21 protein-coding genes are annotated in these 22,184 nt (G+C 50.7%); 17 read left to right on the top strand and 4 right to left on the bottom strand.

The genetic code is table 11. The annotated features are described in order from the left end of the window. Window positions 1-39: 39 nt before the first annotated feature. Complete coding sequence (locus FD28_RS03815) at window positions 40-498, bottom strand: low molecular weight protein-tyrosine-phosphatase (RefSeq protein WP_057732762.1); 459 nt, start codon at window positions 496-498, stop codon at window positions 40-42. A gap of 104 nt (window positions 499-602) precedes the next feature. On the opposite strand from FD28_RS03815, the gene FD28_RS03820 reads away from it, so the two are divergent. The 12 genes from FD28_RS03820 to FD28_RS13200 all read left to right on the top strand — a co-directional run bounded on the left by FD28_RS03820 (window position 603) and on the right by FD28_RS13200 (window position 10,677). Next, window positions 603-1,181 carry a LemA family protein gene (locus FD28_RS03820; RefSeq protein ID WP_057732764.1) on the top strand — a complete coding sequence of 193 codons (579 nt, stop codon included), beginning with the start codon at window positions 603-605 and terminating at the stop codon, window positions 1,179-1,181. Between the two features lie 8 nt (window positions 1,182-1,189). Beyond that, window positions 1,190-2,083, top strand: a complete 894-nt coding sequence (gene htpX, locus FD28_RS03825) for a zinc metalloprotease HtpX (protein ID WP_057732766.1) — start codon at window positions 1,190-1,192, stop codon at window positions 2,081-2,083. A gap of 87 nt (window positions 2,084-2,170) precedes the next feature. Beyond that, window positions 2,171-2,941 (top strand): hypothetical protein, encoded by a 771-nt coding sequence (locus FD28_RS03830; protein ID WP_235806844.1) that lies wholly within the window; start codon window positions 2,171-2,173, stop codon window positions 2,939-2,941. 297 nt (window positions 2,942-3,238) lie between these two features. Beyond that, window positions 3,239-4,624 (top strand): UDP-N-acetylmuramoyl-tripeptide--D-alanyl-D-alanine ligase, encoded by a 1,386-nt coding sequence (locus tag FD28_RS03835; RefSeq protein ID WP_057732770.1) that lies wholly within the window; start codon window positions 3,239-3,241, stop codon window positions 4,622-4,624. Further along, entirely contained in the window at window positions 4,614-4,805 is a 192-nt protein-coding gene (locus FD28_RS03840; RefSeq protein ID WP_057732772.1) for a hypothetical protein, read from the top strand. The genes FD28_RS03835 and FD28_RS03840 overlap by 11 nt, the downstream gene beginning before the upstream one ends. Before the next feature lie 13 nt (window positions 4,806-4,818). Continuing rightward, complete coding sequence (cshA, locus tag FD28_RS03845; protein WP_057732774.1) at window positions 4,819-6,384, top strand: degradosome RNA helicase CshA; 1,566 nt, start codon at window positions 4,819-4,821, stop codon at window positions 6,382-6,384. Window positions 6,385-6,834: 450 nt separating this feature from the next. Further along, complete coding sequence (locus FD28_RS03850) at window positions 6,835-7,977, top strand: baeRF6 domain-containing protein (protein ID WP_057732776.1); 1,143 nt, start codon at window positions 6,835-6,837, stop codon at window positions 7,975-7,977. Window positions 7,978-8,215: 238 nt separating this feature from the next. Beyond that, window positions 8,216-8,572 carry a holo-ACP synthase gene (acpS, locus tag FD28_RS03855; RefSeq protein WP_057732778.1) on the top strand — a complete coding sequence of 119 codons (357 nt, stop codon included), beginning with the start codon at window positions 8,216-8,218 and terminating at the stop codon, window positions 8,570-8,572. A gap of 5 nt (window positions 8,573-8,577) precedes the next feature. Next, on the top strand, window positions 8,578-9,702 hold the full coding sequence (gene alr, locus FD28_RS03860; protein ID WP_057732780.1) for an alanine racemase: 1,125 nt from the start codon (window positions 8,578-8,580) through the stop codon (window positions 9,700-9,702). Window positions 9,703-9,790: 88 nt separating this feature from the next. Beyond that, window positions 9,791-10,018, top strand: coding sequence for a hypothetical protein (locus FD28_RS03865; RefSeq protein WP_057732783.1), 228 nt, complete (start codon window positions 9,791-9,793; stop codon window positions 10,016-10,018). Between the two features lie 34 nt (window positions 10,019-10,052). Beyond that, complete coding sequence (locus tag FD28_RS03870) at window positions 10,053-10,451, top strand: type II toxin-antitoxin system PemK/MazF family toxin (protein ID WP_057732785.1); 399 nt, start codon at window positions 10,053-10,055, stop codon at window positions 10,449-10,451. A gap of 85 nt (window positions 10,452-10,536) precedes the next feature. Further along, window positions 10,537-10,677, top strand: a complete 141-nt coding sequence (locus FD28_RS13200) for a hypothetical protein (RefSeq protein ID WP_157059835.1) — start codon at window positions 10,537-10,539, stop codon at window positions 10,675-10,677. 216 nt (window positions 10,678-10,893) lie between these two features. Here FD28_RS13200 and cbpA read toward each other — a convergent pair whose 3' ends face one another. From cbpA to FD28_RS03885, 3 genes are all read right to left on the bottom strand, one after another. Further along, window positions 10,894-11,535 carry a cyclic di-AMP binding protein CbpA gene (cbpA, locus tag FD28_RS03875; RefSeq protein WP_057732787.1) on the bottom strand — a complete coding sequence of 214 codons (642 nt, stop codon included), beginning with the start codon at window positions 11,533-11,535 and terminating at the stop codon, window positions 10,894-10,896. A 201-nt stretch (window positions 11,536-11,736) separates the two neighbouring features. Continuing rightward, window positions 11,737-13,125 (bottom strand): L,D-transpeptidase family protein, encoded by a 1,389-nt coding sequence (locus FD28_RS03880; protein ID WP_057732789.1) that lies wholly within the window; start codon window positions 13,123-13,125, stop codon window positions 11,737-11,739. A gap of 533 nt (window positions 13,126-13,658) precedes the next feature. Then, window positions 13,659-14,618, bottom strand: coding sequence for an L-lactate dehydrogenase (locus tag FD28_RS03885; protein WP_057732791.1), 960 nt, complete (start codon window positions 14,616-14,618; stop codon window positions 13,659-13,661). A 552-nt stretch (window positions 14,619-15,170) separates the two neighbouring features. Between FD28_RS03885 and pth the strand changes: the two genes are divergently transcribed. The 5 genes from pth to FD28_RS03910 all read left to right on the top strand — a co-directional run bounded on the left by pth (window position 15,171) and on the right by FD28_RS03910 (window position 22,041). Beyond that, window positions 15,171-15,728: an aminoacyl-tRNA hydrolase gene (pth, locus tag FD28_RS03890; protein WP_057732794.1), complete on the top strand. Its 558-nt coding sequence runs from the start codon at window positions 15,171-15,173 to the stop codon at window positions 15,726-15,728. Window positions 15,729-15,745: 17 nt separating this feature from the next. Beyond that, the gene (gene mfd / locus FD28_RS03895; RefSeq protein WP_057732796.1) at window positions 15,746-19,279 is read left to right on the top strand and encodes a transcription-repair coupling factor; all 3,534 of its coding nucleotides are present in this window, start codon (window positions 15,746-15,748) and stop codon (window positions 19,277-19,279) included. Between the two features lie 376 nt (window positions 19,280-19,655). After that, entirely contained in the window at window positions 19,656-21,236 is a 1,581-nt protein-coding gene (locus FD28_RS03900) for a polysaccharide biosynthesis protein (RefSeq protein ID WP_057732798.1), read from the top strand. A gap of 1 nt (window position 21,237) precedes the next feature. Continuing rightward, a complete protein-coding gene (locus FD28_RS03905; RefSeq protein WP_057732800.1) occupies window positions 21,238-21,513 on the top strand; it encodes an RNA-binding S4 domain-containing protein in 276 nt (91 codons plus the stop codon). A 117-nt stretch (window positions 21,514-21,630) separates the two neighbouring features. After that, the gene (locus tag FD28_RS03910; protein ID WP_057732802.1) at window positions 21,631-22,041 is read left to right on the top strand and encodes an FtsB family cell division protein; all 411 of its coding nucleotides are present in this window, start codon (window positions 21,631-21,633) and stop codon (window positions 22,039-22,041) included. Window positions 22,042-22,184 lie beyond the last annotated feature (143 nt).

Raw genomic sequence — 22,184 nt, forward strand, 5'->3', positions numbered from 1 at the left:
CTCAGTGAAATCGGCAATTGGCTAGTCTGACGTTTTGTTTTAAGCCAACTCGTCCAGCCAAGCTGGCAGGGCGGCAGCTAATTCTTGATAGGTTAATTCAAACTTGTGGGTGTACCAGGGATCGTCAATCGCTTCACCTTCACGTCCTGGCAGAATGTCGAGGCAGAGCTTCACCTTTGCGGCATCAGTGGCATTGGGAGCCATGCGTTGCAGGTTTGCCACGTTAGCGTGGTCCATGGTGATGATGGTGTCGGCCCAGTCAAAATCCTCGGCTGTGATAGGCCGTGAACGATGTTGGCCCGCATCTAAGCCGTGGGCGCGCATCGCTTTCAACGCGCCCGGGTGAGGATGATTACCCTCTTCTTCAGGACTTGTGGCAACTGACGCCACCGCGAACTGATCCGTTAAATGGCGTTGTTCCAGCAAGTCGTTGAAAATGGCCTCGGCCATCGGGGAACGGCAAATGTTACCTAAGCAAACAAAGAGCACATGTTGCATGGGAAACCTCCTAATTATTGGTAAAGTCAGGCGTACATATTGGTGTCTGGTTTTACCTTTTGTTATGATGAGTGTACCAGAAAATTTGAGAAGGAGTGACAAAAATGGCCTGGATTATTTTAATTATCGTCTTGGCACTTTTAGTGCTATGGTATATCAGCGCTTATAACGGTTTGATTAAGACCCGGACATATGTGCAAGAGTCTTGGAGTCAGATTGACGTGCAGCTGAAACGGCGGAATGACTTGATTCCTAATTTGGTATCCACTACGAAGGGGTACGCCAATTACGAACAAGGTACTTTGAAAAAAGTGGTCGAATTGCGGAATCAATTGACGGCAATTCCGGCTGATGATCACCAGCAAACCATGGAAGTTTCTAACCAACTTTCTACGACGTTACGTTCCTTATTTGCCCTGTCCGAAAATTACCCGGATTTAAAGGCTAACACGCAATTTAAAGAACTGATGGAAGAACTGACCAACACCGAAAATAAGATTGCCTATTCGCGGCAACTGTACAACAGTTCCGTGGCTAATCTGACCGTGAAGATTCAATCCTTCCCAAGTAACATTGTTGCCAAAATTCATCACTTTCAGGAGAACGAATACCTGCAAGTACCTGAAGAAGAAAAGACAACACCTAAAGTTAATTTCGATGACTTTAATCAATCCGATAAGTAGGCGATCATATGTTATATGACCAAATTGCCATGAACAAGCGGCGAACGGGCTACGTGATGGTTGGTTTTAGCTTGCTGGTTTTACTGATCGGGGCTGCACTAGGTTATCTTTTTTGGAATAACTGGCAGTCTGGGGCAGTGATTGCCCTAGTCGTTGCGCTGGTCTATATGCTGATCATGATTAGCCAATCGACTAACGTGGTCATGAGCATGAATCATGCCAGAGAGATTACCGACGTGAGTCAGGCGCCACAGTTGTGGCATATGATTGAAGACATGGCGCTGGTCGGCAAAGTGCCGATGCCCCGTGTCTTTATCATTGACGATCCGAGTCCCAACGCGTTTGCGACCGGGAACAGTCCTGAAAAATCGGCTGTTGCGGTGACCACGGGGATTCTCCAACGGTTAAACCGAGAGGAACTTGAGGGTGTGATCGGCCATGAGATTTCTCACGTGCGCAACTATGACATTCGACTACAGACGATTGCCCTGGCCTTGTCCGCTGCCATTGGCATGCTGGTTAATTTTGCCAGCAATTGGCTTTGGTGGGGTGGGGGCCGACGCCGTGACGACGATCGGGACTCGGCTGGTAATGCCTTTGCCATTGTGATTTCGATTGTGCTGATAATATTGGCGCCGCTGGCAGCTAGTATTGCGCAGATGGCGTTATCGCGTAATCGGGAGTACTTGGCTGATGCGTCGAGTGTTGAATTGACGCGGAATCCGCAGGGGCTCATTAATGCGCTGCGTAAAATCGATGATAGTGAGCCGATGGAGGCGGCCGATCCTAACAGTTCGGCACTTTATATCGGTGATCCTTTCAAGAATAAGCATCGCCTGGGCGATCTTTTTGCCACGCATCCGCCCATTGCTGACCGAATCGCTCGCCTTGAAAAAATGTAAAATAAAGTAGCGGTTTTCACACCAGTTTCGTAGTACAATTAACAATGAGACTAGGGGAAAGAGTGTAAGAATATGCGCGGAAATTTTGTGTATTTAAGTTTAGAGCCCGTTACGAATATGATTTATTCGTTGGGAATATCACCGGCTGATTTTTTAAATGGCATCCCAGCGATACCCAATCAGCTACTTTTACTGAATGATGAGTCTGGAAGTGATGTGGAGATTAATCCCCACACGCGGTTACAGACCATCACCGGGCAGACCCAGATTCGGCGCTACTTGTTGGCGAAACACGAGCACGCTGTAAAATGGGTAGACTACGCGCATGGGGATGACCTAGATTTTCTCTTACCTGGCGAAATTGCCGAGCTTCTCTATCTGGCACATATGGAAACGCATATCCGGACCCCTTTTTATGCCAAGTTGCAAAATAACTATGCGTATTTAACGTTACGGGATGGGTTCTTCAAGACGTATTACCGGCATTTGCCGGACTTCGATCACGTGTTGGAAGTGAGCCTCAAACGCCATTTGCGGGCAATGCACAACAATCGATGGGTTTTTGCCCGGCCATTAGCGATTAGTGACGTGCCACATGAGATTTTGATTCAGCTGACCCAAGGGTTGCTGGATGGGATGATCATTGCCTTTGACCAATTGGTGGAGCGTCACCGGATCTATGTGATTCCGGTACGAGCCATCACACATCCAGAGCGGCAAAACACCTGGTATTCGCAAGAAGAGGTGTATGCTGACTCTCGTGAGGTGGCAAGTCTGCGCTATGATTTGACGACGCGTGAGTGGGCATTGAGCATTCATGATAATCAAGTCTTTAGTGATGTTAAGGATCTTATTTAAATAAATGTAAGAACCATCGATGATCGCACCGCGATTGTCGGTGGTTTTGTCGTTATAGTAGGGGATAGCGGGCCTAAGCGTACGGTCGTTAATGTCAGGTGACCGTCGTCATTAGCGGTGCTTCTCGTTTTGACCACCAGCGTTTTCTGCTGAGTTTTAAGCTAGCCCGCTTGAATTCATGGTATAATGAATCTCAGTATTTCATTTCGACATTAACTGGAGAGCTGACAACTTTTCAGAAACTAACTTAAAGGCGGAAGGGCGTCACGCTCTGCCCGTTACATAGGAGCATAAAACATGAAGATGCAGCTTGCTGAAATTGCTCACGCAGTGGGAGCAATCAATGATTTCGAACAATGGCGTCATGTCAGCGTCACGAGTGTGGCGTTTGACAGTCGACACCTCCAGCCGGGAGGACTCTTTATTCCGTTGACTGGTGAACAAGACGGTCATCAGTTTATTCAGTCGGCAATCGACCATGGCGCTGCTGCCACGCTCTGGGCCCGTGATTTAGCCACGGCCCCCGCCGATTTTCCAGTTATTCAGGTTGCGGATTCGCTGGAAGCCTTGCAAAAATTGGCCCAGTACTATTTGACGAAGATCAATCCACGAGTGGTTGCGGTGACTGGGAGCAATGGTAAGACGACTACTAAGGACATGATTGCCAGCATCTTAGCGACCCAGTTCAACGTTACCAAGACGCATGCCAACTTCAACAATGAGATTGGCGTGCCCATGACGGTTCTGTCCATGGAACCCAACACGGAAATGTTGGTTGTGGAAATGGGCATGGATCGGCCCGGACAATTGGACTTTCTGAGCAAGCTGGTGGCACCAGATGTCGCGGTAATCACCATGATTGGTGAGGCCCACATTGAATTCTTTGGCACGCGTGATAAGATTGCGGATGCCAAGATGGAGATTACGCACGGCCTCAGTGAAGATGGGATTATGGTCTACAACGGCGATGAACCGCTCCTGCGTGAACGCACGGCTGACCTCAACTTACAGCAACACACCTTTGGTCAGGCGGAGACGGATGATCTGTACGCCACCGAGATTTCGGGAACGTCAACGGCGACGACCTTTACGACCAATCTGTGGCCAGACAAGCCTTTCACCATTCCAATGATCGGGACTTATAACGTGAACAATGCGTTGGCGGCTCTGTCAGTGGCTAATGTTTACCGAATTCGGCCAGAGAATGCCCAGCGCGCACTCGGCACCGTTAATCTGACGGAGAACCGCGCAGAATGGCTCAAAGGGGCTGCTGGTGAGGATATCTTAAGTGATGTGTACAACTCAAACCCCACAGCGGTCAAGCAGGTGCTGGCTGCCTTCTCGCAGACGCCGGTTACCGGCAAGCGCTACGTGGTTTTAGGGGATATGTTGGAATTGGGGGCCCAAGCCGACACCATGCATGCCGGCTTGGCCGCCGCCATTGATCCCGCTAAGATCAGTCACGTTTATCTGGTGGGGCCGCATATGGTGGCTTTGCAACAGCGTTTGGCGGCAGAAAAACCAGAACTAGCCGTGAGCCATTTCGCCGCGGATGCCTTGCCAGCGCTTACATCAGCGCTTCAGGATGTGCTCACTGATGCCGATCAGATTTTATTGAAGGGATCTCACGGGATTCATTTGGAGCAAGTATTGGCGGCATTACAGGATTCCAATGAAAAATAATGAAAAAGATAAGCAATTCCCGCAAGTCGTGGGAGTTGCTTATTTTGTTTCACCGTTGTATGATGGCTTAGTTGCTTATTTAGAGAAACAAACTTACCCCGCGTTGGCCAATCATAAACTGCTTCACGGAAAACGGATTTTTTCCAAGATTTATGAGGCACTGGCGCGATGCACCTATTAGGAGGAAATTATTTTTGAAGTTTAAAGAACTGGGTCTTTCTGAAGACCTACTGAAGGCTGTTACGACAGCAGGTTACGAAGAAGCGACCCCAATTCAAGCCGAGACAATCCCCATGGTTTTGGCGGGTCAAGACGTTATTGGACAAGCCCAAACCGGGACAGGGAAGACTGCGGCATTCGCTTTACCAATCCTTGAAAAGATTGATAAGAAAAACGAAAACGTACAAGCGCTAGTTGTTTCCCCAACACGGGAACTGGCCATTCAAACCCAAGAAGAAATTTATAAATTAGGCCGGAACGAACGGGCAAACGTCCAAGTTGTTTACGGTGGTGCTGACATCCGTCGGCAAATCAAATCCTTAAAGAACCACCCTCAAGTCGTTGTTGGGACGCCTGGTCGTTTACTTGACCACATTCGTCGTCACACCTTGAAGTTGGATCATGTTCAAATGTTAGTCTTAGATGAAGCCGATGAAATGTTAAACATGGGTTTCTTGGATGACATTGAAGATATCATCAAGCAATTACCAGAGAAGCGTCAAACGATGCTCTTCTCTGCAACGATGCCACCAGAAATCAAGCGGGTTGGGGTGCAATTCATGCAAGACCCTAAGCACGTGAAGATTAAGGCCAAGGAATTAACGACCGACTTGATCGATCAATTCTACGTCCGTTCTCGTGATTTCGAAAAATTCGATGTGATGACGCGGTTCTTTGACGTTCAAGACCCTGATTTGACGATTGTCTTCACTCGGACGAAGCGTCGGGTTGATGAAATCGCTAGTGGATTACAAGCGCGTGGTTATAACGCCGCTGGGATTCATGGGGACTTGACGCAAAAGCGTCGGACCCAAATCATGAACGAGTTCCGTCACGGTAAGTTGGACATCTTAGTCGCAACCGACGTGGCTGCCCGTGGGATTGACATCAACGATGTGACCCACGTGTACAACTACGATATTCCGCAAGATCCAGATAGTTACGTTCACCGTGTCGGCCGTACCGGTCGTGCCGGGAAGCATGGGGTTTCCATGACTTTCGTAACGCCTAACGAAATGGACTACCTGCGTGAAATCGAAAAGCTGACGAAGGTGCGGATGCTTCCTTTGAAGCCACCTTCGGATGAAGAAGCTCTGGTTAGTCAATTGGGTGCAGCTAAGGAAACGATCGCTGACCTGATTAACAAGACGGATACTGAAAAGTACGCTAAGACGGCTGAAAGCCTATTAGCCCAATACGATGCTGAAGACCTGGTTGCCGCTCTGTTGAACGACTTAACCAAGGACAACAACAACCAAGTACCCGTTAAGATTACACCAGAACGGCCATTACCTAAGCGTGGTGGCAAGCGTCACGGCGGTGGCGGCTACCATCATGGTGGTGGCAATCGTCGCGGTGGCAACGGCGGTGGTTACCGTCATCGTCAAGATCGTCGCGGTAATGGCGGCGAACGTGGTCACGGTCATGATTCACGTAACCATGACTCACGTAACCACGGTGGCGATCGCAATCGTCACAGCAACAACGGTGGTCGGCGTTCTGAAGGTGGCCGTGGGTTCACCATTCGGAAAAAAGACTAAATTAAGTTAATTGATTAGAAGGAAGCAACTCTGGGTTAGGCAGACCCCGAGTTGCTTTTTCTTTTGGCCTAAATTTTAGGGGGCGAACGGTGCTCGCTGGTCACAATCGGGTAAATTGTAAACGACTGCCCCCCGCGAATTGCGGTCGACAGCTGGGGCAGACGGTAGCCAAATTTTGCAGAAAAATCCCGCGAAGAAAATGACAAAACCCGCGACAATGCGGGCGGGACGGACGAAAATCTCGATTGAAAAGGGTTGCTCCAGCAGGCGCTTTCTTCGCCACAACACAACGTTCCTAAAACTAATCACCCCACAAATCAATTTATGAGCATATATTTTCTGTTGCGTTTGAATACCCAATATGCTATTATTTGCTTATTGAAATGATATGAGAAAACTTATTAATCAAATCGTCCATCCCACAGTCAACCAACCACGGAGGTTACAACTATGGCCAATTACTTTGACTTACACGCTGCTTCAGCACTCGCAACGAAGCCAGGACCATTTGTTACCATGACATTACCCGTTACCGGGGTGCCAACCACTGATCGGACCCAGTTCAATAGCTTACTCAAGCAAGGCAAACAACAACTGGAAAGTGTGGCGCCGCAGCGAAATTGGGCGACCTATGAGGCGTCCTTTGCACCGTATGAGCATGGCCCGTTAACCAATGGAAGTGCCCGGGGCTTGCTGATTATGGCGGGGGCCACGGACAGTTACCATTACTGGCTGCATACGGCGGTGGCCCCCACCGTGACGGTGACGTACCAACCCAATGTGTTGCCTATCTTACAGTCGCGGGATACCACTAGCGATTATGATCTTCTGCTGCTGGACAGCCAGGGCTTCGAGGTTGCACAAGTTCGCGGTGGGCGACCTGAATTGGTCAATCTACCCGTTGATGCGCCGAATACCTTAGAGAAGGCGCTGGGTAGTGAGCTGCGGGATCGTGGACGGTGGCAACGGTCCGCCGGGGATAGCACGCATTACAGCGGGACAGGTACGCTGGATGCCAGCAAATCTGCCGATCAACGGAATTACTTTATGGCGGTGGATGCCTATGTGAGCCAGCAGTTCTCCAATGCTGATCAGGTGCCCCTCATCCTGGTGGCTGGCGCTAAGAATCAGGGGAACTTCCGTAAGCTTTCGCAGAATGCTTATTTAGATGCCAACGTGCGGGTCGTGCAGACCCCCAACTTGGCGGCAGCGAACCAGACACTCGTGGCGTTAATGGTCGGCGTGAACGACCAACGCCACGTCCAGGCCACCCAGATTCGACAAGATGCCTACAATAAGGTCCGCCAACAGAATCAGGTGGTGCAGGATCTCGGGGCACTGGCAACGGCGGCCGTGCAGGGGCAGTTAGCCAAACTGTGGATTCAGGACGATGCTTTTCAGGCGGGGCATTTAACGGAACGTGGTGACGTGATGACGGCAACGCGTCTGAGCCGGCAGAATAACTTGTACAACGACCTGGCGTTGGTCGTCTCTCAACGTGGTGGGCAGGTCGAGGTGCTCCCGGCTGATGCGATGCCAACGCGCAGCCCAATTGCGGCACAGCTCCGGATCAGAGAGTCCGTCCAGCAGTAATCGTGGTTTGGGGGAAAAGTTAAAGCTTTACGATGCCGGAGGGCTACCAGTCGTGGTGGTACCCGCCGGCATTTTTGGTGGGCGGTCCAAACCGGAAACCCGCTATTCTGAGTAAGGACGCGGGGAATTAGAGACAGTTTTAGATTAGTTTACGTTTTCCCAAACCGGTTAAGTATTGGGGGTTAATTTACCAGGGCTGTGCTAAAATATAACCTAGACATTATGGAGAGGTGACCTCATGATCTACGGAACGGGTATCGATATTACTGATTTGGCACGTGTGAAAGCGGTTGTGGCGAAACAACCACAGTTTTTGCAGCGGGTTTTAACGCCCGATGAATTGACCGATTATCGCCAACTTAGCGGTGCACGAGCAGTCGAATTTATCGCTGGGCGGTGGTCTGCCAAGGAATCCTACAGTAAAGCGATGGGGACTGGTATTGGCCGGGCCGTAGGGTTTCAGGATATTGAGATTCGCGATAACGCTGCGGGCCAGCCCGTTGTGTTACGGCAACCCTTCGCGGGGATTGCCCACGTGTCGATTTCACACACGGATACCGTGGTCATGACTCAGGTCATTTTAGAAAGAGGGTAAGCGTCATGGTAGTTGGGGTACATCGTCCGACACAATTGGTCATTGATCGGGCTGCGTTGCGACACAATATTCATGCGGAAGTTGAACGGTTAGATCAAGGTTGTGCGTTATTTATGGTGGTTAAGGCCAATGGCTACGGTCACGGAGCAGTGCAGGTGGCACAAGCGGCCAAGGATGCAGGAGCCACTGGTTTTTGTGTCGCTATTTTGGATGAGGCATTGGAATTACGGGCGGCGGGGTTTAATGAACCCATCCTGATTTTAGGGGTCACGTCGCCTGCTGATGCGCCGTTAATGGCGGCTGAGGGAATCTCTGCGACGGTTGCGGCGACGGACTGGCTTGTTGATGCGCAACACTATTTGGACCTTGCGGAGACGCTCTCAGCACCCCTGCACGTTCATTTAGGGCTTGATACTGGGATGGGTCGGATTGGTTTTCGGACGGTTCCGGAATTAACCGAAGCCATTGATTTCTTAGGAGATCACGCAGCGTTGGACTTTGAGGGGATCTTTACGCACTTCTCAACGGCCGACAGTCCCGATGACCACTACTTTAAGCAACAGGTGGCCAAGTGGCATGCTCTCACGGATGATCTACCGGTTCGCCCACGCTACGTGCACGTGTCCAACTCGGCTACGAGTCTCTGGCATGCGGCATGTAATGACAACATGGTTCGGTTCGGGGTTTCCGGGTATGGTCTCAATCCTTCCGGTACGGCGATCAAACCACCGTATCCCTTACAACCTGCTTTAAGTTTGACGAGTGAGTTGGTCTTTAGTAAACATATTTCGGCGGGCGATTCCGTTGGGTATGGGGCCACCTATACCGCTAGTCAAGACGAATGGGTCGGAACCGTTCCGATCGGTTACGCAGATGGTTATGAACGGCGTTTGCAGGGCTTCCACGTCCTGGTTGATGGTCAGGCTTGTGAAATTATCGGACGGGTCTGCATGGATCAGATTATGGTGCGTTTACCCCATGACTATTCGCGGGGGACAACAGTCACGCTAGTGGGTCAAGATCACGGCGCCGAAATTACGTTGCAAGACGTTGCGGATTACTGTGACACCATTCATTACGAGATTGCCTGTGGCTTTACGGGGCGGCTCCCTCGGCAGTACCGGAATTAAATAATTACGCGGGTTATAGTGTCCAGGTTTCGCGATTCGTGGTAAACTATATGAGTCGAGATGAATAACGTTATCTAGGAGGGGAATCATGATCCGTACAAAGCAATTAGACCGACCAGCTTTACGGTTACACATTTCCAAGAGGGTCCGGCGCCAAGCGTTGGTACCGTTGCGGTCAGCTGCAGCTGATAAACTTGCGTTAATTGCCGGATACCAAGCGATGGCCCTTATCAACCAGGATATTGCTCGGCTGTTTACGCCGTGTGAGGAAGAAGCCGAGCGACGGCTCACGAAGTTTCGGAGAACACAACAATAAAAAATAAGAATAAGTAGATAGGGGATGGCGGCCCATGGCCCGTGTTGAAGTCAAACGCGGTGATGTCTTTTTCGCCGACCTATCACCAGTCGTTGGTTCGGAACAGGGGGGCATGCGTCCCGTCCTGATCATCCAAAACAACGTGGGGAACCATTACAGTCCAACCGTAATTGTGGCGGCAATCACCGCTCGGATCGAAAAGCCTAAGATGCCTACTCATGTGGGGATTTCGGCGGATCGAACCGGCATTGAGCGGGATTCCGTCATTTTGCTTGAACAGATCCGGACGATTGATAAACAACGGTTGAAGGATCAGGTCACCCACTTGGATGTCAAAACCATGGCAGCAGTCGATGCTGCGTTAGCAACCAGCGTGGGCTTGGTGGATAAGTCGAAGAAAAAGCGGAATCGAAGCAACACCCGCACTACATAGCATAATTAGTGGCAGTTAGGTTCAGGACTTTTTGTTCTGGACTTTTTTGTTTTCGATTTTTCTTCTGTGTCACAGGAGGTATGGGATGGCCGCCTTACCGTTCGCCAAATTTGGGCTGGAACGCGGTGGGCAGGACGAGGAAAGCCAAAGTGCGGTCTTTCCTCTCGCTTTGAGCCGGAAAATCTTCGTCTCAAAGACGCCATTTACCAAGCAGATTGCTTGGTAAATCCCACTGCTGAGCCCAAATTTGGTTCACTCACGGCTTCTGGTTTGTTGTATCCCAATGTCAATTGGCCGTCAGCCGTCCCCGAAGGATCGTATTTCAAACCACAGATAGTCCCACCGCCTGTAAGATCGCTGAAAGCTGTAGGAAAGCTAGTAACGTATTGACTAACAAAAAATCGGCTCACCCATTAAGGTGAACCGACCCATTTCTCTAGCATTAGCTTTCGTGACGTAGGTCTTCAATTTCAGGAACGTGGAATTCCTTGCGTTCCAAGGCCTTGACGATACGATCGAGCTTTTCTTCATCCACTTCAGCGGGCAGGGTGAACATGGTCCGGTGAACCAATTCGCCTTCCTGAGCGTCCAGGCTGATGACACTGGCGATGGATGTATACTTCGTGATGATTTTAGCCATACCGGCCAAGTCTCCGCGTTCACCGGCAGAGACCACGGTGATCACGTAACTGCCGATGTTCACATTCCAAGATTGGGATAACATGTCCATCAACCGCGTATGTGTCAGGATACCATAAAAGGCATTCTTGTCATCTAACACGGCAATGTAAGGTAAATCCTTGATGGAGAAGAAGACGTTAAAGAAGGCAGCATTAACTGAAATGAACTTCGTGGCGTTCTTCAAGAGTGACGTCACCGGGAGCTGCATGTCGCCGCCCCGAGACTTATGGCGATAAATATGCATCTTATAGATATTTCCCCGGAAGATCTGTCCGGTTTCATCCAGGATCGGCACACACCGATAGCCCGAGTCTTCCAAGACTTTCAGGGCTTGTTCCAGGGTGACGTCCTCGCGAACCGTAACTAACCGTTCTTTCGGTTTCACTAGGGATTTTAGCAGCATAGCAGTGACCTCCTAAAAATTAGAAACTTCTAATAATCTCCTTTAATAATACCATAGTTCCCCCCGAAAATGGTAGCTCTTTTTGGTGAAAACGGGAGAAAGTTTTCCTAAAGAAAGTGAGAACTGGAAGGGTTTATGAAAGAATAAATAAAAAGTCGCGTTCCCCAAAATCTAGGGAAACGTGACTTTTTTAGAAATTCATTAGAAGACAATGACGGGTGTGCCGACACTGACATTTTCGTAAACTGACTTGATCTTGGCAGGTGGCGTGTTGACACAGCCATGTGAACCGTGATTCTTGTACCAGGTACCCCCATACTCAGGTTGCCATGGCGAATCATGAATCCCAACGCCGGTGTCGTCAATCGGCATCCAGAATTTAACTTTGGAAGCATAGCTGGACCCGTTGTCGTTTTGACCACGTAAGGTTGTGTTCCGTTGCTTGCTCCAGATCACCCAGACACCATCGGGGGTGTGATGGGCGGTCGTTGGCAAGCCTGTCACAACGTCCGTTGAAACCACGAGCTTGCCATTCTTGTAGACCCACATGTGCTGGTTGACCTTGTCGACTTCCACGTAGGATTTGCCGATGTCGGTACCGTTATTGTGGTAGCCACTCCCATGGATCACAGGAGTCCGCGACATCCCCTTGCCGGCTAAGACCAGCTTGCTGAGGGCAGGGGTTTCGGACTTAACCTTGATGCTCCAACCATAGAGTCCGGCTTTGACCTTGACCGTGCCCCGCTTGGTGGACTTGAAGGTCCGGGTCTTGTTGATGGTGCCATACTTACTGCTAAGCTTCGTTAAGTAAGTCTTGATGGCCGTGTTGTCGGTCGTTAACTTGCCATCCTTCATCGTCAACCAACTGGCTAAAGTAGCTGCGGGGATGGTAATCTTGTGACCACTTAACTTGTAGACGTAACTTTCCTTCGTAATGGCCGCGGCCTTGTCTTTGGCCGCTTTAAAACTTGCACTCTTAGTGGTAACCGCGGGCTTAGCGTAGTCTTTCGAAACGTTAACCGTGGTGTGCCCTTTTTCAATAGCATTGGTAATGGATGTGGCAACCTTGTCAGCATCCAGCTGATTCCCGGCTTGTTCCTTGGTCACCTCGTATTGTCCATCCTTGTAGGTGAACGTGGCGCTCTTGGCGGCAGTCCGGGTCTTGTTCGCCTTAGTGGCGATCGTTGCCGCTAACGTCTTAATGCTTTGTTGATTAGCATCGCTCGCGTTCAGCGCGATGCTATCGGCCGTGGCTGTCGTCACGTGGACGGGCCAGGACCAAACGTTTTGTTTGGCAATGAGCTGCTGCAGGGCGGCTTTAGACGTCACCTTCAAGTTGACCTTTTGGGTCTTGAAGGTGGCAACGGTCTTGCTGCCATCCTGCAACGTTAATTGCTGATTCTTCAGCGCGGATTTAAGCTTCGTTGCCGCTTGGTCGGCGGTACTGCCACCGACGTTGACCCCAGCAATCTCGGTATCCTTGAAGAATACCTTGGCTGAGGAATAATGATACGCTTGGCCTACGTAAATCGCACCGACCGCGACGATTGCGGTCACGATGCCGATTATGAAGCCTGTTCTCTTTTTCATTGGTAGTGACCTCCTAAAATAAGCCAGTGGAAGGAAAGTCGTCATCCTTAACGATCACGTACTAGCATAAACCTAGCTTACTTCAAACTACCTTAAATGACAATCGCGTTGCCTGGATGTTAGCGCTTTCCTAAGAAATTAATTTTCTGATGTTAATATTTAAGATTATTGGTATCGATGGTTGTGGGGATAAAAGGCTTTACCCTTGGTGGGAATCACAAAATTGGCGACGTTAATTGGGCGAAAAACTGGTGTACAGCCATTTTCTCACGACAAGATCACCGCTTTGCTGGTTCGGAATAGGAGCTGATAAAGGGAAGACCACCTTGTGTTTTGCCATTTTAGACATATTCTGTCGGGTTTAAGCACTGCAACAGGGGGCATGGACTGACTAAAATGCTAAAAAATCGAGCACGCAATTTTTCGAGCCATTTTTTCGAAAACTGCCTGATCGTAGCCAAGAGGGCACAGAGGGTGGCACAAAAAAAGCCGCCGCTCCTGCAGGAACGACGACCTTATTTTAAACAGTTGAATTACTTGAGGGCAGCTAAACCGTCCTTGGTAACTTGCTTCAAGGTTGCAGCTGACTTAGCCATTAAGTCCTTTTCCTTGTCGGATAATGGAACTTCAATGACGCTAGCCAAACCACTACCGTTGATAACGGCTGGTGTACCGATGAAGACATCGTTCAAACCATATTCGCCGTCTAAAGCAGCGCCGATAGGTAATACGGCGTTTTCGTCACGCAAGATCGCTTTGGTAATCCGCATCAAGCAGGTTGCAACACCGTAGAAAGTGGCACCCTTCTTGTTGATGATTTCGTAAGCCTTGTTCCGCGTGTCGTCTTCGATCTTAGCTAAGTCGTCGTCAGTCACGCCTTGTTCCTTGGCGATGGCCTTCAAAGGCTTAGAACCGATCGTAGCTTCGTCGTAAGCGGCGAATTCGGAGTCACCGTGTTCACCCATGATGTAGGCGTCCACGTTCCGTGGGTCAACGTTGAACTTCTTAGCCAAAGCAACGCGTAAACGAGCCGTGTCCAAAGAAGTCCCTGAGCCGATAACCTTTTCCTTTGGGAAGCCTGAGAACTTCCAAGTAGCGTAAGTTAAGATGTCAACTGGGTTAGCAGCAACCACGAAGATACCATCGAAACCAGAATCAACAACGGGCTTAACGATTGAAGACAAGATCTTTAAGTTCTTGTTAACTAAGTCCAAACGGGTCTCGCCTGGCTTTTGTGGGGCACCAGCAGTGATAACAACGACGTCAGCGTCGGCGCAATCAGAGTAGTCACCGGAGTAGACTTTCTTAGGGGCAGTGAAGACTTGAGCATCTTCAAGGTCTAAGGCGTCTCCTGCAGTTCTATCTTTAATAACATCCACAATTACGAATTCTTCAGCTAAACCTTGGTTCATCATTGAGTAAGCGTATGAAGAGCCAACGGCCCCGTCACCAACGAGAACGACTTTTTGATGGTTTTTAGTAGTCAAATCCATTCATCTCCTAATAAATTTTTGACATCAAGGTACGCAGAAATACCCAATTGCAAGTATAACATGTTAAGAACGGTGCGACCACGGCCCGACTTGAAAATTTGTGAAAACAGCGCTTTCTTTTAGTGAAACGCTTCACCTAGGGGCGGAATCGGTGCAGTAGTAAGGGGACTATGCTATACTCAGGGGTGTGAATTTAGATCTGTAAGTGTGATTAGCGCCAGCTGAACGGGAAGACTCCCGTCCAGCTATTTTGTATCTCGCCCACCTTGAGGGACATCACCATTGGGTGCCCCAACGGTTTGTGGGGTGTTAGTCAGCTTGTAGCAGTTACAAGACTCGGCTGTAACCTGGTCGTAAGCTTAATTATTCTCTAACATTGCGGCGGCCCCTTGTGAGTATTAGGGGTGGTCCTTTATGATAGGAGCAGATTAAGCTGTGCGGGAAGCCGGTAAGGGTGTTTTTCCCACGAGCATGTGTTGCAGGACCCGTGAGAACCAGGCTACGAGTCAGCTAGATAATGAATGGTGAATAAAGAGGGAGAAATTAGTAAGCATGAAAATGATCGTTGGTTTAGGTAATATTGGTCCCCAATATGATGGTACTCGGCACAACACCGGGTTTATGGTCGTTGATGAATTTGCCAAGCAACATGGCATCGACCTGACAACGCGTAAGATGGATGCCCGTTACGGCACCGGTGTCGTCAATGGTGAAAAGGTGCTGGTGGTGAAACCCACAACCTTCATGAATGAATCGGGCCGGGCCGTGCACCCATTAATGAACTATTTCAAAATTGACTTGGACGATGTCTTCGTCGTTCACGATGACATGGACTTACCCGTGGGCCACATTCGGTTGCGGGACCACGGCTCTGCTGGCGGGCATAACGGCATTAAGAGCATCATCGCCCACGTCTCCAGCAAGGACTTCAAGCGGCTTCGGGTCGGTACCGGTCATCCCCAAAAAATGTCCGTTGTGGACTATGTTTTGACCAAGTTCACGACCGAACAGCAACCACTCTTCAATCAATCCGCAGACAAGGCCGTGGCCGCATTGGATGATTGGTTGGGTGGTACGGCATTCACTCAGTTAATGAATAAGTACAACTAAGAAGAGGAAGTTATCTCGTGAATTTAGAAGCATTTATGACGCAGACGCCGGCGTACGCGACAATCCGTCAAACGCTGGGTATGGGACAACGCCAATTGGTGACCGGACTTAATGGTTCCGCCGAGACGTTGTTCATTGCCAGTCTGCTCCACGAACAACAGCGCTCGATTGTCTACGTGACGGACACCCTGTATCATGCGGGGCAGCTCGTGGATGATTTGGCGAATTTATTAGATGAAGATGAGCTCTTCGACTTCCCTGTAGAAGAATTATTGGCGGCTGAAGTTGCCACCAGCTCACCAGAGTATCGGTCCTCACGGATTGATGCGCTGCGAGCACTGCAGAGTGAACGTCCCGTCGTGATCGTCACGGCACTGTCCGGGTTACGGCGCTTCTTGCCAGCGCCTGCCAACTTTGCTGGGGCACGGTTTAACGTCAAGGTCGGGGATGAGTTCGACCTGGAAAGCCTGCAGCAACGGCTCTTTGGCATGGGGTACACCCACCAGAAGTTAGTGGCGGGGCCCGGTGACTTTGCCGTGCGGGGATCCATTGTCGACATTTATCCGTTGGCTGCGGATTACCCCGTTCGACTGGACTTCTTCGATACCGAGGTCGATTCGCTCCGCTACTTCGATCCGGCAACGCAACGAAGCATTGAGAACGTTGATACCGTTGAGATTCTGCCGGCCACCGATTTTATTTTAACGGCAGCTGAGCGGGATGCAGGGGCCGACGCCCTGACAGCCGAGCTGACCAAGCAGACGGCCAAATTGGATGAAGAGGCCGCAACGACGCTAACCAATCAGGTGAAACCCCTGATCGATGGCTTGCGGAAGGGGTCCGTTGATCCCCAACTGATGGAGTTTGCTGACTATCTATTCCCGGAACATCACCAACTACTGGACTATTTACCAGATGATGGTTTGGCGTTGTTCGGGGACTATTCGCGTCTTCAGGATGGCGAACGCCAGTTACTCGAGGACGAGGCCAACTGGGCGACGGATAAATTAACCCACCATCAAATCTTTGCGCAGCAGACGTTTGGTGGTGAGCTACGGCCCATCCTCAAACAGGACCGTCACGCACAGATTATGTTGGCGCTGTTCCAGAAGGGCATGGGTAACCTGCGTTTTCAGGCGGTCACCAACATTGCTACGCGGGCGATGCAACAGTTCTTTGGTCAGCTTCCGGTGATGAAGACCGAGATCGACCGCTGGCATAAGCAAAAACAGACCGTGGTGCTGTTGGTTCAAGACGAAGAACGCCTAGCGAAGATTGAGGAAACCCTGGATGATTTCGAGATTCAAGCGGTTTTGACCAAAGAAGAAAATCTTCAGAACGGGTTGAATCAGCTGGTGCCAGAACGCCTGCGAACCGGGTTTGAACTTCCCGAGGCCAATCTGGTCGTGATTACGGAAGCCGAGATGTTCCAGAAGGTCACGAAGAAGCGGCCCCGGCGGCAGACGATGGCTAACGCGGAACGGTTGAAGAGCTACACGGACCTGAAACCGGGCGATTACGTGGTGCACGTCAACCACGGGATTGGGAAGTTTATCGGGATGCAGACGTTGACCGTCGATGGGGTCCATCAGGACTACATGACCATCGACTATCAGGACAACGCGCAACTCTTTATTCCAGTCACGCAGCTGAACCTGATTCAAAAGTACGTTTCCTCTGAAGATAAGAAGCCGCGGATCAACAAATTGGGTGGTTCCGAGTGGGTGAAGACCAAGAGCAAGGTTGCCGCCAAGATTGAGGATATCGCCGATGAGTTGGTCGACCTGTATGCTAAGCGTGCGGCCGAGAAGGGCTATGCCTTTCCTAAGGATGACAGTCTCCAGACGGACTTCGAAAATGACTTTCCGTACGCCGAGACGCCCGATCAGCTCCGAACGATCGATGAAGTCAAGCACGATATGGAAAAGGCCCGTCCCATGGACCGCTTATTGGTTGGGGACGTGGGTTATGGGAAGACCGAAGTGGCCTTGCGGGCGGCTTTTAAAGCCGTTGAGGCAGGAAAACAGGTGGCCTTTCTGGTACCGACCACGATTTTGGCGCAACAACATTACGACACCATGGTGAACCGTTTCGAGGGCTATCCGATCAACGTGGAAATGTTCTCGCGGTTCCGGACTACCAAGCAGATTCATCAGTCGATTGCGGATCTCGAGAGCGGCCAACTGGACATCGTGGTGGGGACGCACCGTCTCCTGTCACAGGATGTGAAGTTCAAGAACCTGGGGCTGGTGCTGGTCGATGAGGAACAACGATTCGGTGTTAAGCATAAGGAACGGTTGAAGCAGTTAAAGGCCAACGTGGACGTCTTGACGTTGACCGCCACGCCAATCCCCCGGACCCTGCACATGTCTATGTTGGGGGTTCGGGACCTCTCCGTGATTGAAACGCCACCGGCAAACCGTTTTCCGATTCAGACCTACGTCATGGAACAAAATGCCGGGGCCATTCAGGATGGTATTCGACGTGAAATGCAACGGGGCGGGCAAGTCTTCTACCTGCACAATCGGGTGGACGATATTGAAAAGACCGTCAGTCAGATCCAAGCGCTGGTTCCCGAGGCGCGGGTCGGCTACATTCACGGTAAGATGACCGAAGCCCAACTGGAAGGGGTTCTCTTTGACTTCTTGCGGGGCGACTACGATGTGTTGGTCACCACGACCATCATTGAAACGGGGATTGATATTCCCAACGCCAACACATTATTTGTGGAAAATGCGGACCGGATGGGTCTGTCTCAGCTGTACCAATTGCGGGGACGGATCGGTCGGAGTAACCGGGTGGCCTATGCCTACTTCACGTACAAGCCGAACAAGGTCTTGACGGAAGTCAGTGAGAAACGATTAGAAGCCATCAAGGACTTTACCGAGTTGGGTTCCGGTTTCAAGATTGCCATGCGGGACTTATCCATTCGGGGAGCCGGTAACTTGTTGGGTAAACAACAACACGGCTTCATTAATTCCGTGGGGTATGATCTCTATACGCAAATGTTAAGTGATGCGGTTGCGAAGAAGCGGGGGAAGAAGACCCAGCCGAAGAGCGATACCACGGTTGAGTTGGGTGTCGAAGCCTACCTGCCAAGCGACTACATTGAGGATGAACAACAGAAAATTGAAATGTACAAACGGATTCGTCAATTGGAGAGTGACGATGAGGTTAGTGAAATTGAGGCTGACCTGATTGACCGCTTTGGCGAATACCCAGAGAGTGTGGCCCAACTGTTGACGATTGGCCAATTGAAGTTGGCTGCTGACCTGGCTTTGGTTGACAAGATTCGGCGCGTCAACGGGGATGTCTTTGTTACGATTTCCAAACAAGGGACCGATATTCTGGGTGGTCAGGATGTCTTCAAGGCGCTGTCCGCAACGAAACTGAAGGCCACGGTGGCGATCAATGATGATCGGCTCCACGTCAAGCTGGTCTTGCAACCGAAGATGACGGTCAAAGACTGGCTGCCACAACTGCAACAATTCATGGCGGCCCTGCGCGACATTGTGTTGGAAACCACGAAGCCCAAGGCGGATGAGAAGTAGTCGGAAATGGTTGTATTTCCTGCCTCTTGGCTGACCAGAATTGGACGGCTCTTGCACGTGTGAGAGCATTTCTATGTAGCGCTTGGTTTTGCGGTAGCAAATTCGCGTGAGTTCTTTTGGTGGGACATCTCCCTTAGCCGGAGGATGCCAGCAATGGAGCCAGCCGTGGTGGTGATATGGGTTGGCACGGGGTGCTAACCCATATCACGGGACGTACTTGGAGACTCGTGTCTTTTGCGAGGCTTCAAGTCGAGGCGAAAGACCGCTTCTTAGGCTTTCGCCGGTCCCCACAGCAGGCGTAATTGCTGGCAGCTGCAGGCGAAAATAACGATAGGCGTTTCGGAAAAGAAGAATCACAAACAAAGGGGGAGAATCGATGGGGAACCGCAACGTGAATAAGACCCTGCAAGGCGCCCTGATTCTTTCCATCGCGGCGTTTATTGCGAAGCTGTTAAGCGCCGTGTACCGAGTGCCCTTTCAGAACATGGTCGGTAACACCGGGTTCTACGTGTATCAACAGGTCTACCCGCTCTATGGGATTGGGATGACCTTTGCTTTGAGTGGGTTGCCCGTATTCATCTCCAAACTGGTCGCGGAGGCACCGGACTTGCCGAGTCAGCAACAAGTGGCACGGCAGGTCTACCACTGGTTGTGGGGCCTAGCGATTGTTATCTTCGCGGGGCTCATGTTGGGTGCTCCCAGTTTAGCGCGTGGCATGGGCGATCGTCACCTGGCGCCACTGATTCAGATGGTCGCGTGGATGTTTCTCTTCATGCCGGCGTTGTCGGTGGGACGCGGCTATCACCAGGGACGCTTTCAAATGCTGCCGACTGCGCGTTCACAGGTGGTTGAGCAATTGGTTCGGGTTGTGGTTATTCTAGCTGCCGCCGGTTGGGCCACCAGTCATGACTGGTCAGTTTATGCGATGGGCACCTGGGCGTTAAGCGGTGGGACAATTGCGGCAATAGCTGCGTTACTGGTCTTGCCGCGCTGGCGTCAACGTGGGACGATCCCGGCGGCTAAGGTGCCACACCTCGGGCGTCGACTGTTGATTGAAGGGGGGACACTGTGTCTCCTTACGGCGATGTTGGTTCTCCTGCAATTGGTCGACTCGTTTACCGTGAAGAATGGTCTGGTGGCGGGCGGCATGGGTGACTTAGCCGCGAAGAGCCTCAAGGGAATTTATGACCGGGCCCAACCACTGGTCCAACTGGGCTTGGTGGTGGCAGTGGCCTTTGCGACCTCGCTCTTGCCGGCCCTGACCGCGGCTCAGCAGGAGCGGCGACCGGAGACGTTTAAACGCTTGACGACCACGATGATGCGGATTGCCCTGATGGTGGCGGTTGCGGCTACGGCGGGGCTGATTGCCTTGATGCCGTGGATCAATCGTCTTCTGTTTGGGGATACTCAGGGCTCGGGCATGTTGAGCGTCTACATGCTCAGTATTATCCTGGCGACCCTGATTCAGACGTACAACAGTGTCTTGCAGAGCCAGGATCAGTACCGACTCACGGTAGTGGCGTTGGCCGCTGGCTTGCTCGTGAAAGTCGTGGTTAATCAGTGGGCCGTTCGCAGTTTTGGTGCGACGGGCGCTAGCTGGTTAACGGTGCTGAGCTTGGGGGTCATGTTCCTGGTGATCTGGTATGGTTCAGAAGCGACACTGCGCACGGGTATCTGGACGAAACCGTACATTCGGATTCTACTGGCCTGTACGATTTTGATGGTATTTGGCGTTCAGCTGACCGTGGGCATCCTGGAACACTGGTGGCCGGCCCTCATGACCAGCCGATTAGCGATTGGCGGCGGACTATTAGTGACCATTCCCGTGGGCGGTTTAATCTTCATTGGACTGGCCCTGCGTTGGCAACTCTTGTCGGTTCGAGAGTGGTTGGCCATTCCCCACGGTGAGAATGTGTTAAGATTATGGCAACAACTTAGTCAACACGGAGGAAAATAATATGCGATTAGATAAATATTTGAAGGTTTCACGGATTATCAAACGGCGTTCAGTCGCCAAGGAAATTGCGGACAAGGGTCGTATCTCAATCAACGGCAAGGTTGCCAAGTCTTCTAGCGACGTTGTGACGAATGATGAGTTGGTTATTAAGTTCGGTAACAAAACGTTAACAGTGAAAGTTAATGAATTGTTGGAAACAACCAAGAAGGATGACGCCGAACGGATGTACACCATTGTTAAGGAAGACTATGCCCAAGATTTCCGGCAGGAGCAGTAGAAAATTCGGTTAAATATGACGAATGTTTTACATTATGCTAAACGTGCTAGACGGGCAATTTGAAACTTGCTATACTCAAGTTAAACTATCTGGTGAAAACTGAGGAGTGAGTGGAAGATGGCTGACGTAAAACCGAAACCGGCAAAAATCGAACGTTTAGAAAATGACTATACCCGGCGGCTGGATCACCAACAGGCAACGGCCCATCGGCATCAATGGTTAGGCAAGCGGCGGATGCGCAGAGCAACGCGGATTTTGGCTGTTTTTGCGGTCTTTGCCATTGTGTTGGGTATTCAGCTGGTTCGGACCAATGCCAGTCTCCATCACGTTCAGGGCGAGGTGACCACCAGCAAGCAAAAGCTGGCGTCAACCAAAGCCACAAATCATAAACTGCAGTTGCAGATTAAGCAGTTAAATAACAAAGATTATTTGGGACGACTGATTCGCTCGAAGTATTACTACTCGAAGTCAGGGGAAACGATCTATAGTCTCCCCGGCGATCATGCGAGTGACGTCACCGTTAAATAGGTCAAATGGAAAAATCCGTTGGTTCGGCTAGAACTGACGGATTTTCTGCTATCCAGGGGGATGTGACCAGCTGAAGGGATCGGTAGTTGGTCGAAAATAAGGACGCCCGTCACTGGTTTTACAGCTAGGTGAGCCTATGAATC

The organism is Levilactobacillus hammesii DSM 16381 (assembly GCF_001434395.1).
GTDB classification, from domain to species: domain Bacteria; phylum Bacillota; class Bacilli; order Lactobacillales; family Lactobacillaceae; genus Levilactobacillus; species Levilactobacillus hammesii.

Bases quoted from the DNA above. Each gene is read 5' to 3' on its own strand.
- FD28_RS03815 (WP_057732762.1), bottom strand. From the start codon at position 498: ATGCAACATGTGCTCTTTGTTTGCTTAGGTAACATTTGCCGTTCCCCG.
- FD28_RS03820 (WP_057732764.1), top strand. From the start codon at position 603: ATGGCCTGGATTATTTTAATTATCGTCTTGGCACTTTTAGTGCTATGG.
- htpX (WP_057732766.1), top strand. From the start codon at position 1,190: ATGTTATATGACCAAATTGCCATGAACAAGCGGCGAACGGGCTACGTG.
- FD28_RS03835 (WP_057732770.1), top strand. From the start codon at position 3,239: ATGAAGATGCAGCTTGCTGAAATTGCTCACGCAGTGGGAGCAATCAAT.
- FD28_RS03840 (WP_057732772.1), top strand. From the start codon at position 4,614: ATGAAAAATAATGAAAAAGATAAGCAATTCCCGCAAGTCGTGGGAGTT.
- FD28_RS03850 (WP_057732776.1), top strand. From the start codon at position 6,835: ATGGCCAATTACTTTGACTTACACGCTGCTTCAGCACTCGCAACGAAG.
- acpS (WP_057732778.1), top strand. From the start codon at position 8,216: ATGATCTACGGAACGGGTATCGATATTACTGATTTGGCACGTGTGAAA.
- alr (WP_057732780.1), top strand. From the start codon at position 8,578: ATGGTAGTTGGGGTACATCGTCCGACACAATTGGTCATTGATCGGGCT.
- FD28_RS03865 (WP_057732783.1), top strand. From the start codon at position 9,791: ATGATCCGTACAAAGCAATTAGACCGACCAGCTTTACGGTTACACATT.
- FD28_RS03870 (WP_057732785.1), top strand. From the start codon at position 10,053: ATGGCCCGTGTTGAAGTCAAACGCGGTGATGTCTTTTTCGCCGACCTA.
- FD28_RS13200 (WP_157059835.1), top strand. From the start codon at position 10,537: ATGGCCGCCTTACCGTTCGCCAAATTTGGGCTGGAACGCGGTGGGCAG.
- cbpA (WP_057732787.1), bottom strand. From the start codon at position 11,535: ATGCTGCTAAAATCCCTAGTGAAACCGAAAGAACGGTTAGTTACGGTT.
- FD28_RS03880 (WP_057732789.1), bottom strand. From the start codon at position 13,125: ATGAAAAAGAGAACAGGCTTCATAATCGGCATCGTGACCGCAATCGTC.
- FD28_RS03885 (WP_057732791.1), bottom strand. From the start codon at position 14,618: ATGGATTTGACTACTAAAAACCATCAAAAAGTCGTTCTCGTTGGTGAC.
- pth (WP_057732794.1), top strand. From the start codon at position 15,171: ATGAAAATGATCGTTGGTTTAGGTAATATTGGTCCCCAATATGATGGT.
- FD28_RS03900 (WP_057732798.1), top strand. From the start codon at position 19,656: ATGGGGAACCGCAACGTGAATAAGACCCTGCAAGGCGCCCTGATTCTT.
- FD28_RS03905 (WP_057732800.1), top strand. From the start codon at position 21,238: ATGCGATTAGATAAATATTTGAAGGTTTCACGGATTATCAAACGGCGT.
- FD28_RS03910 (WP_057732802.1), top strand. From the start codon at position 21,631: ATGGCTGACGTAAAACCGAAACCGGCAAAAATCGAACGTTTAGAAAAT.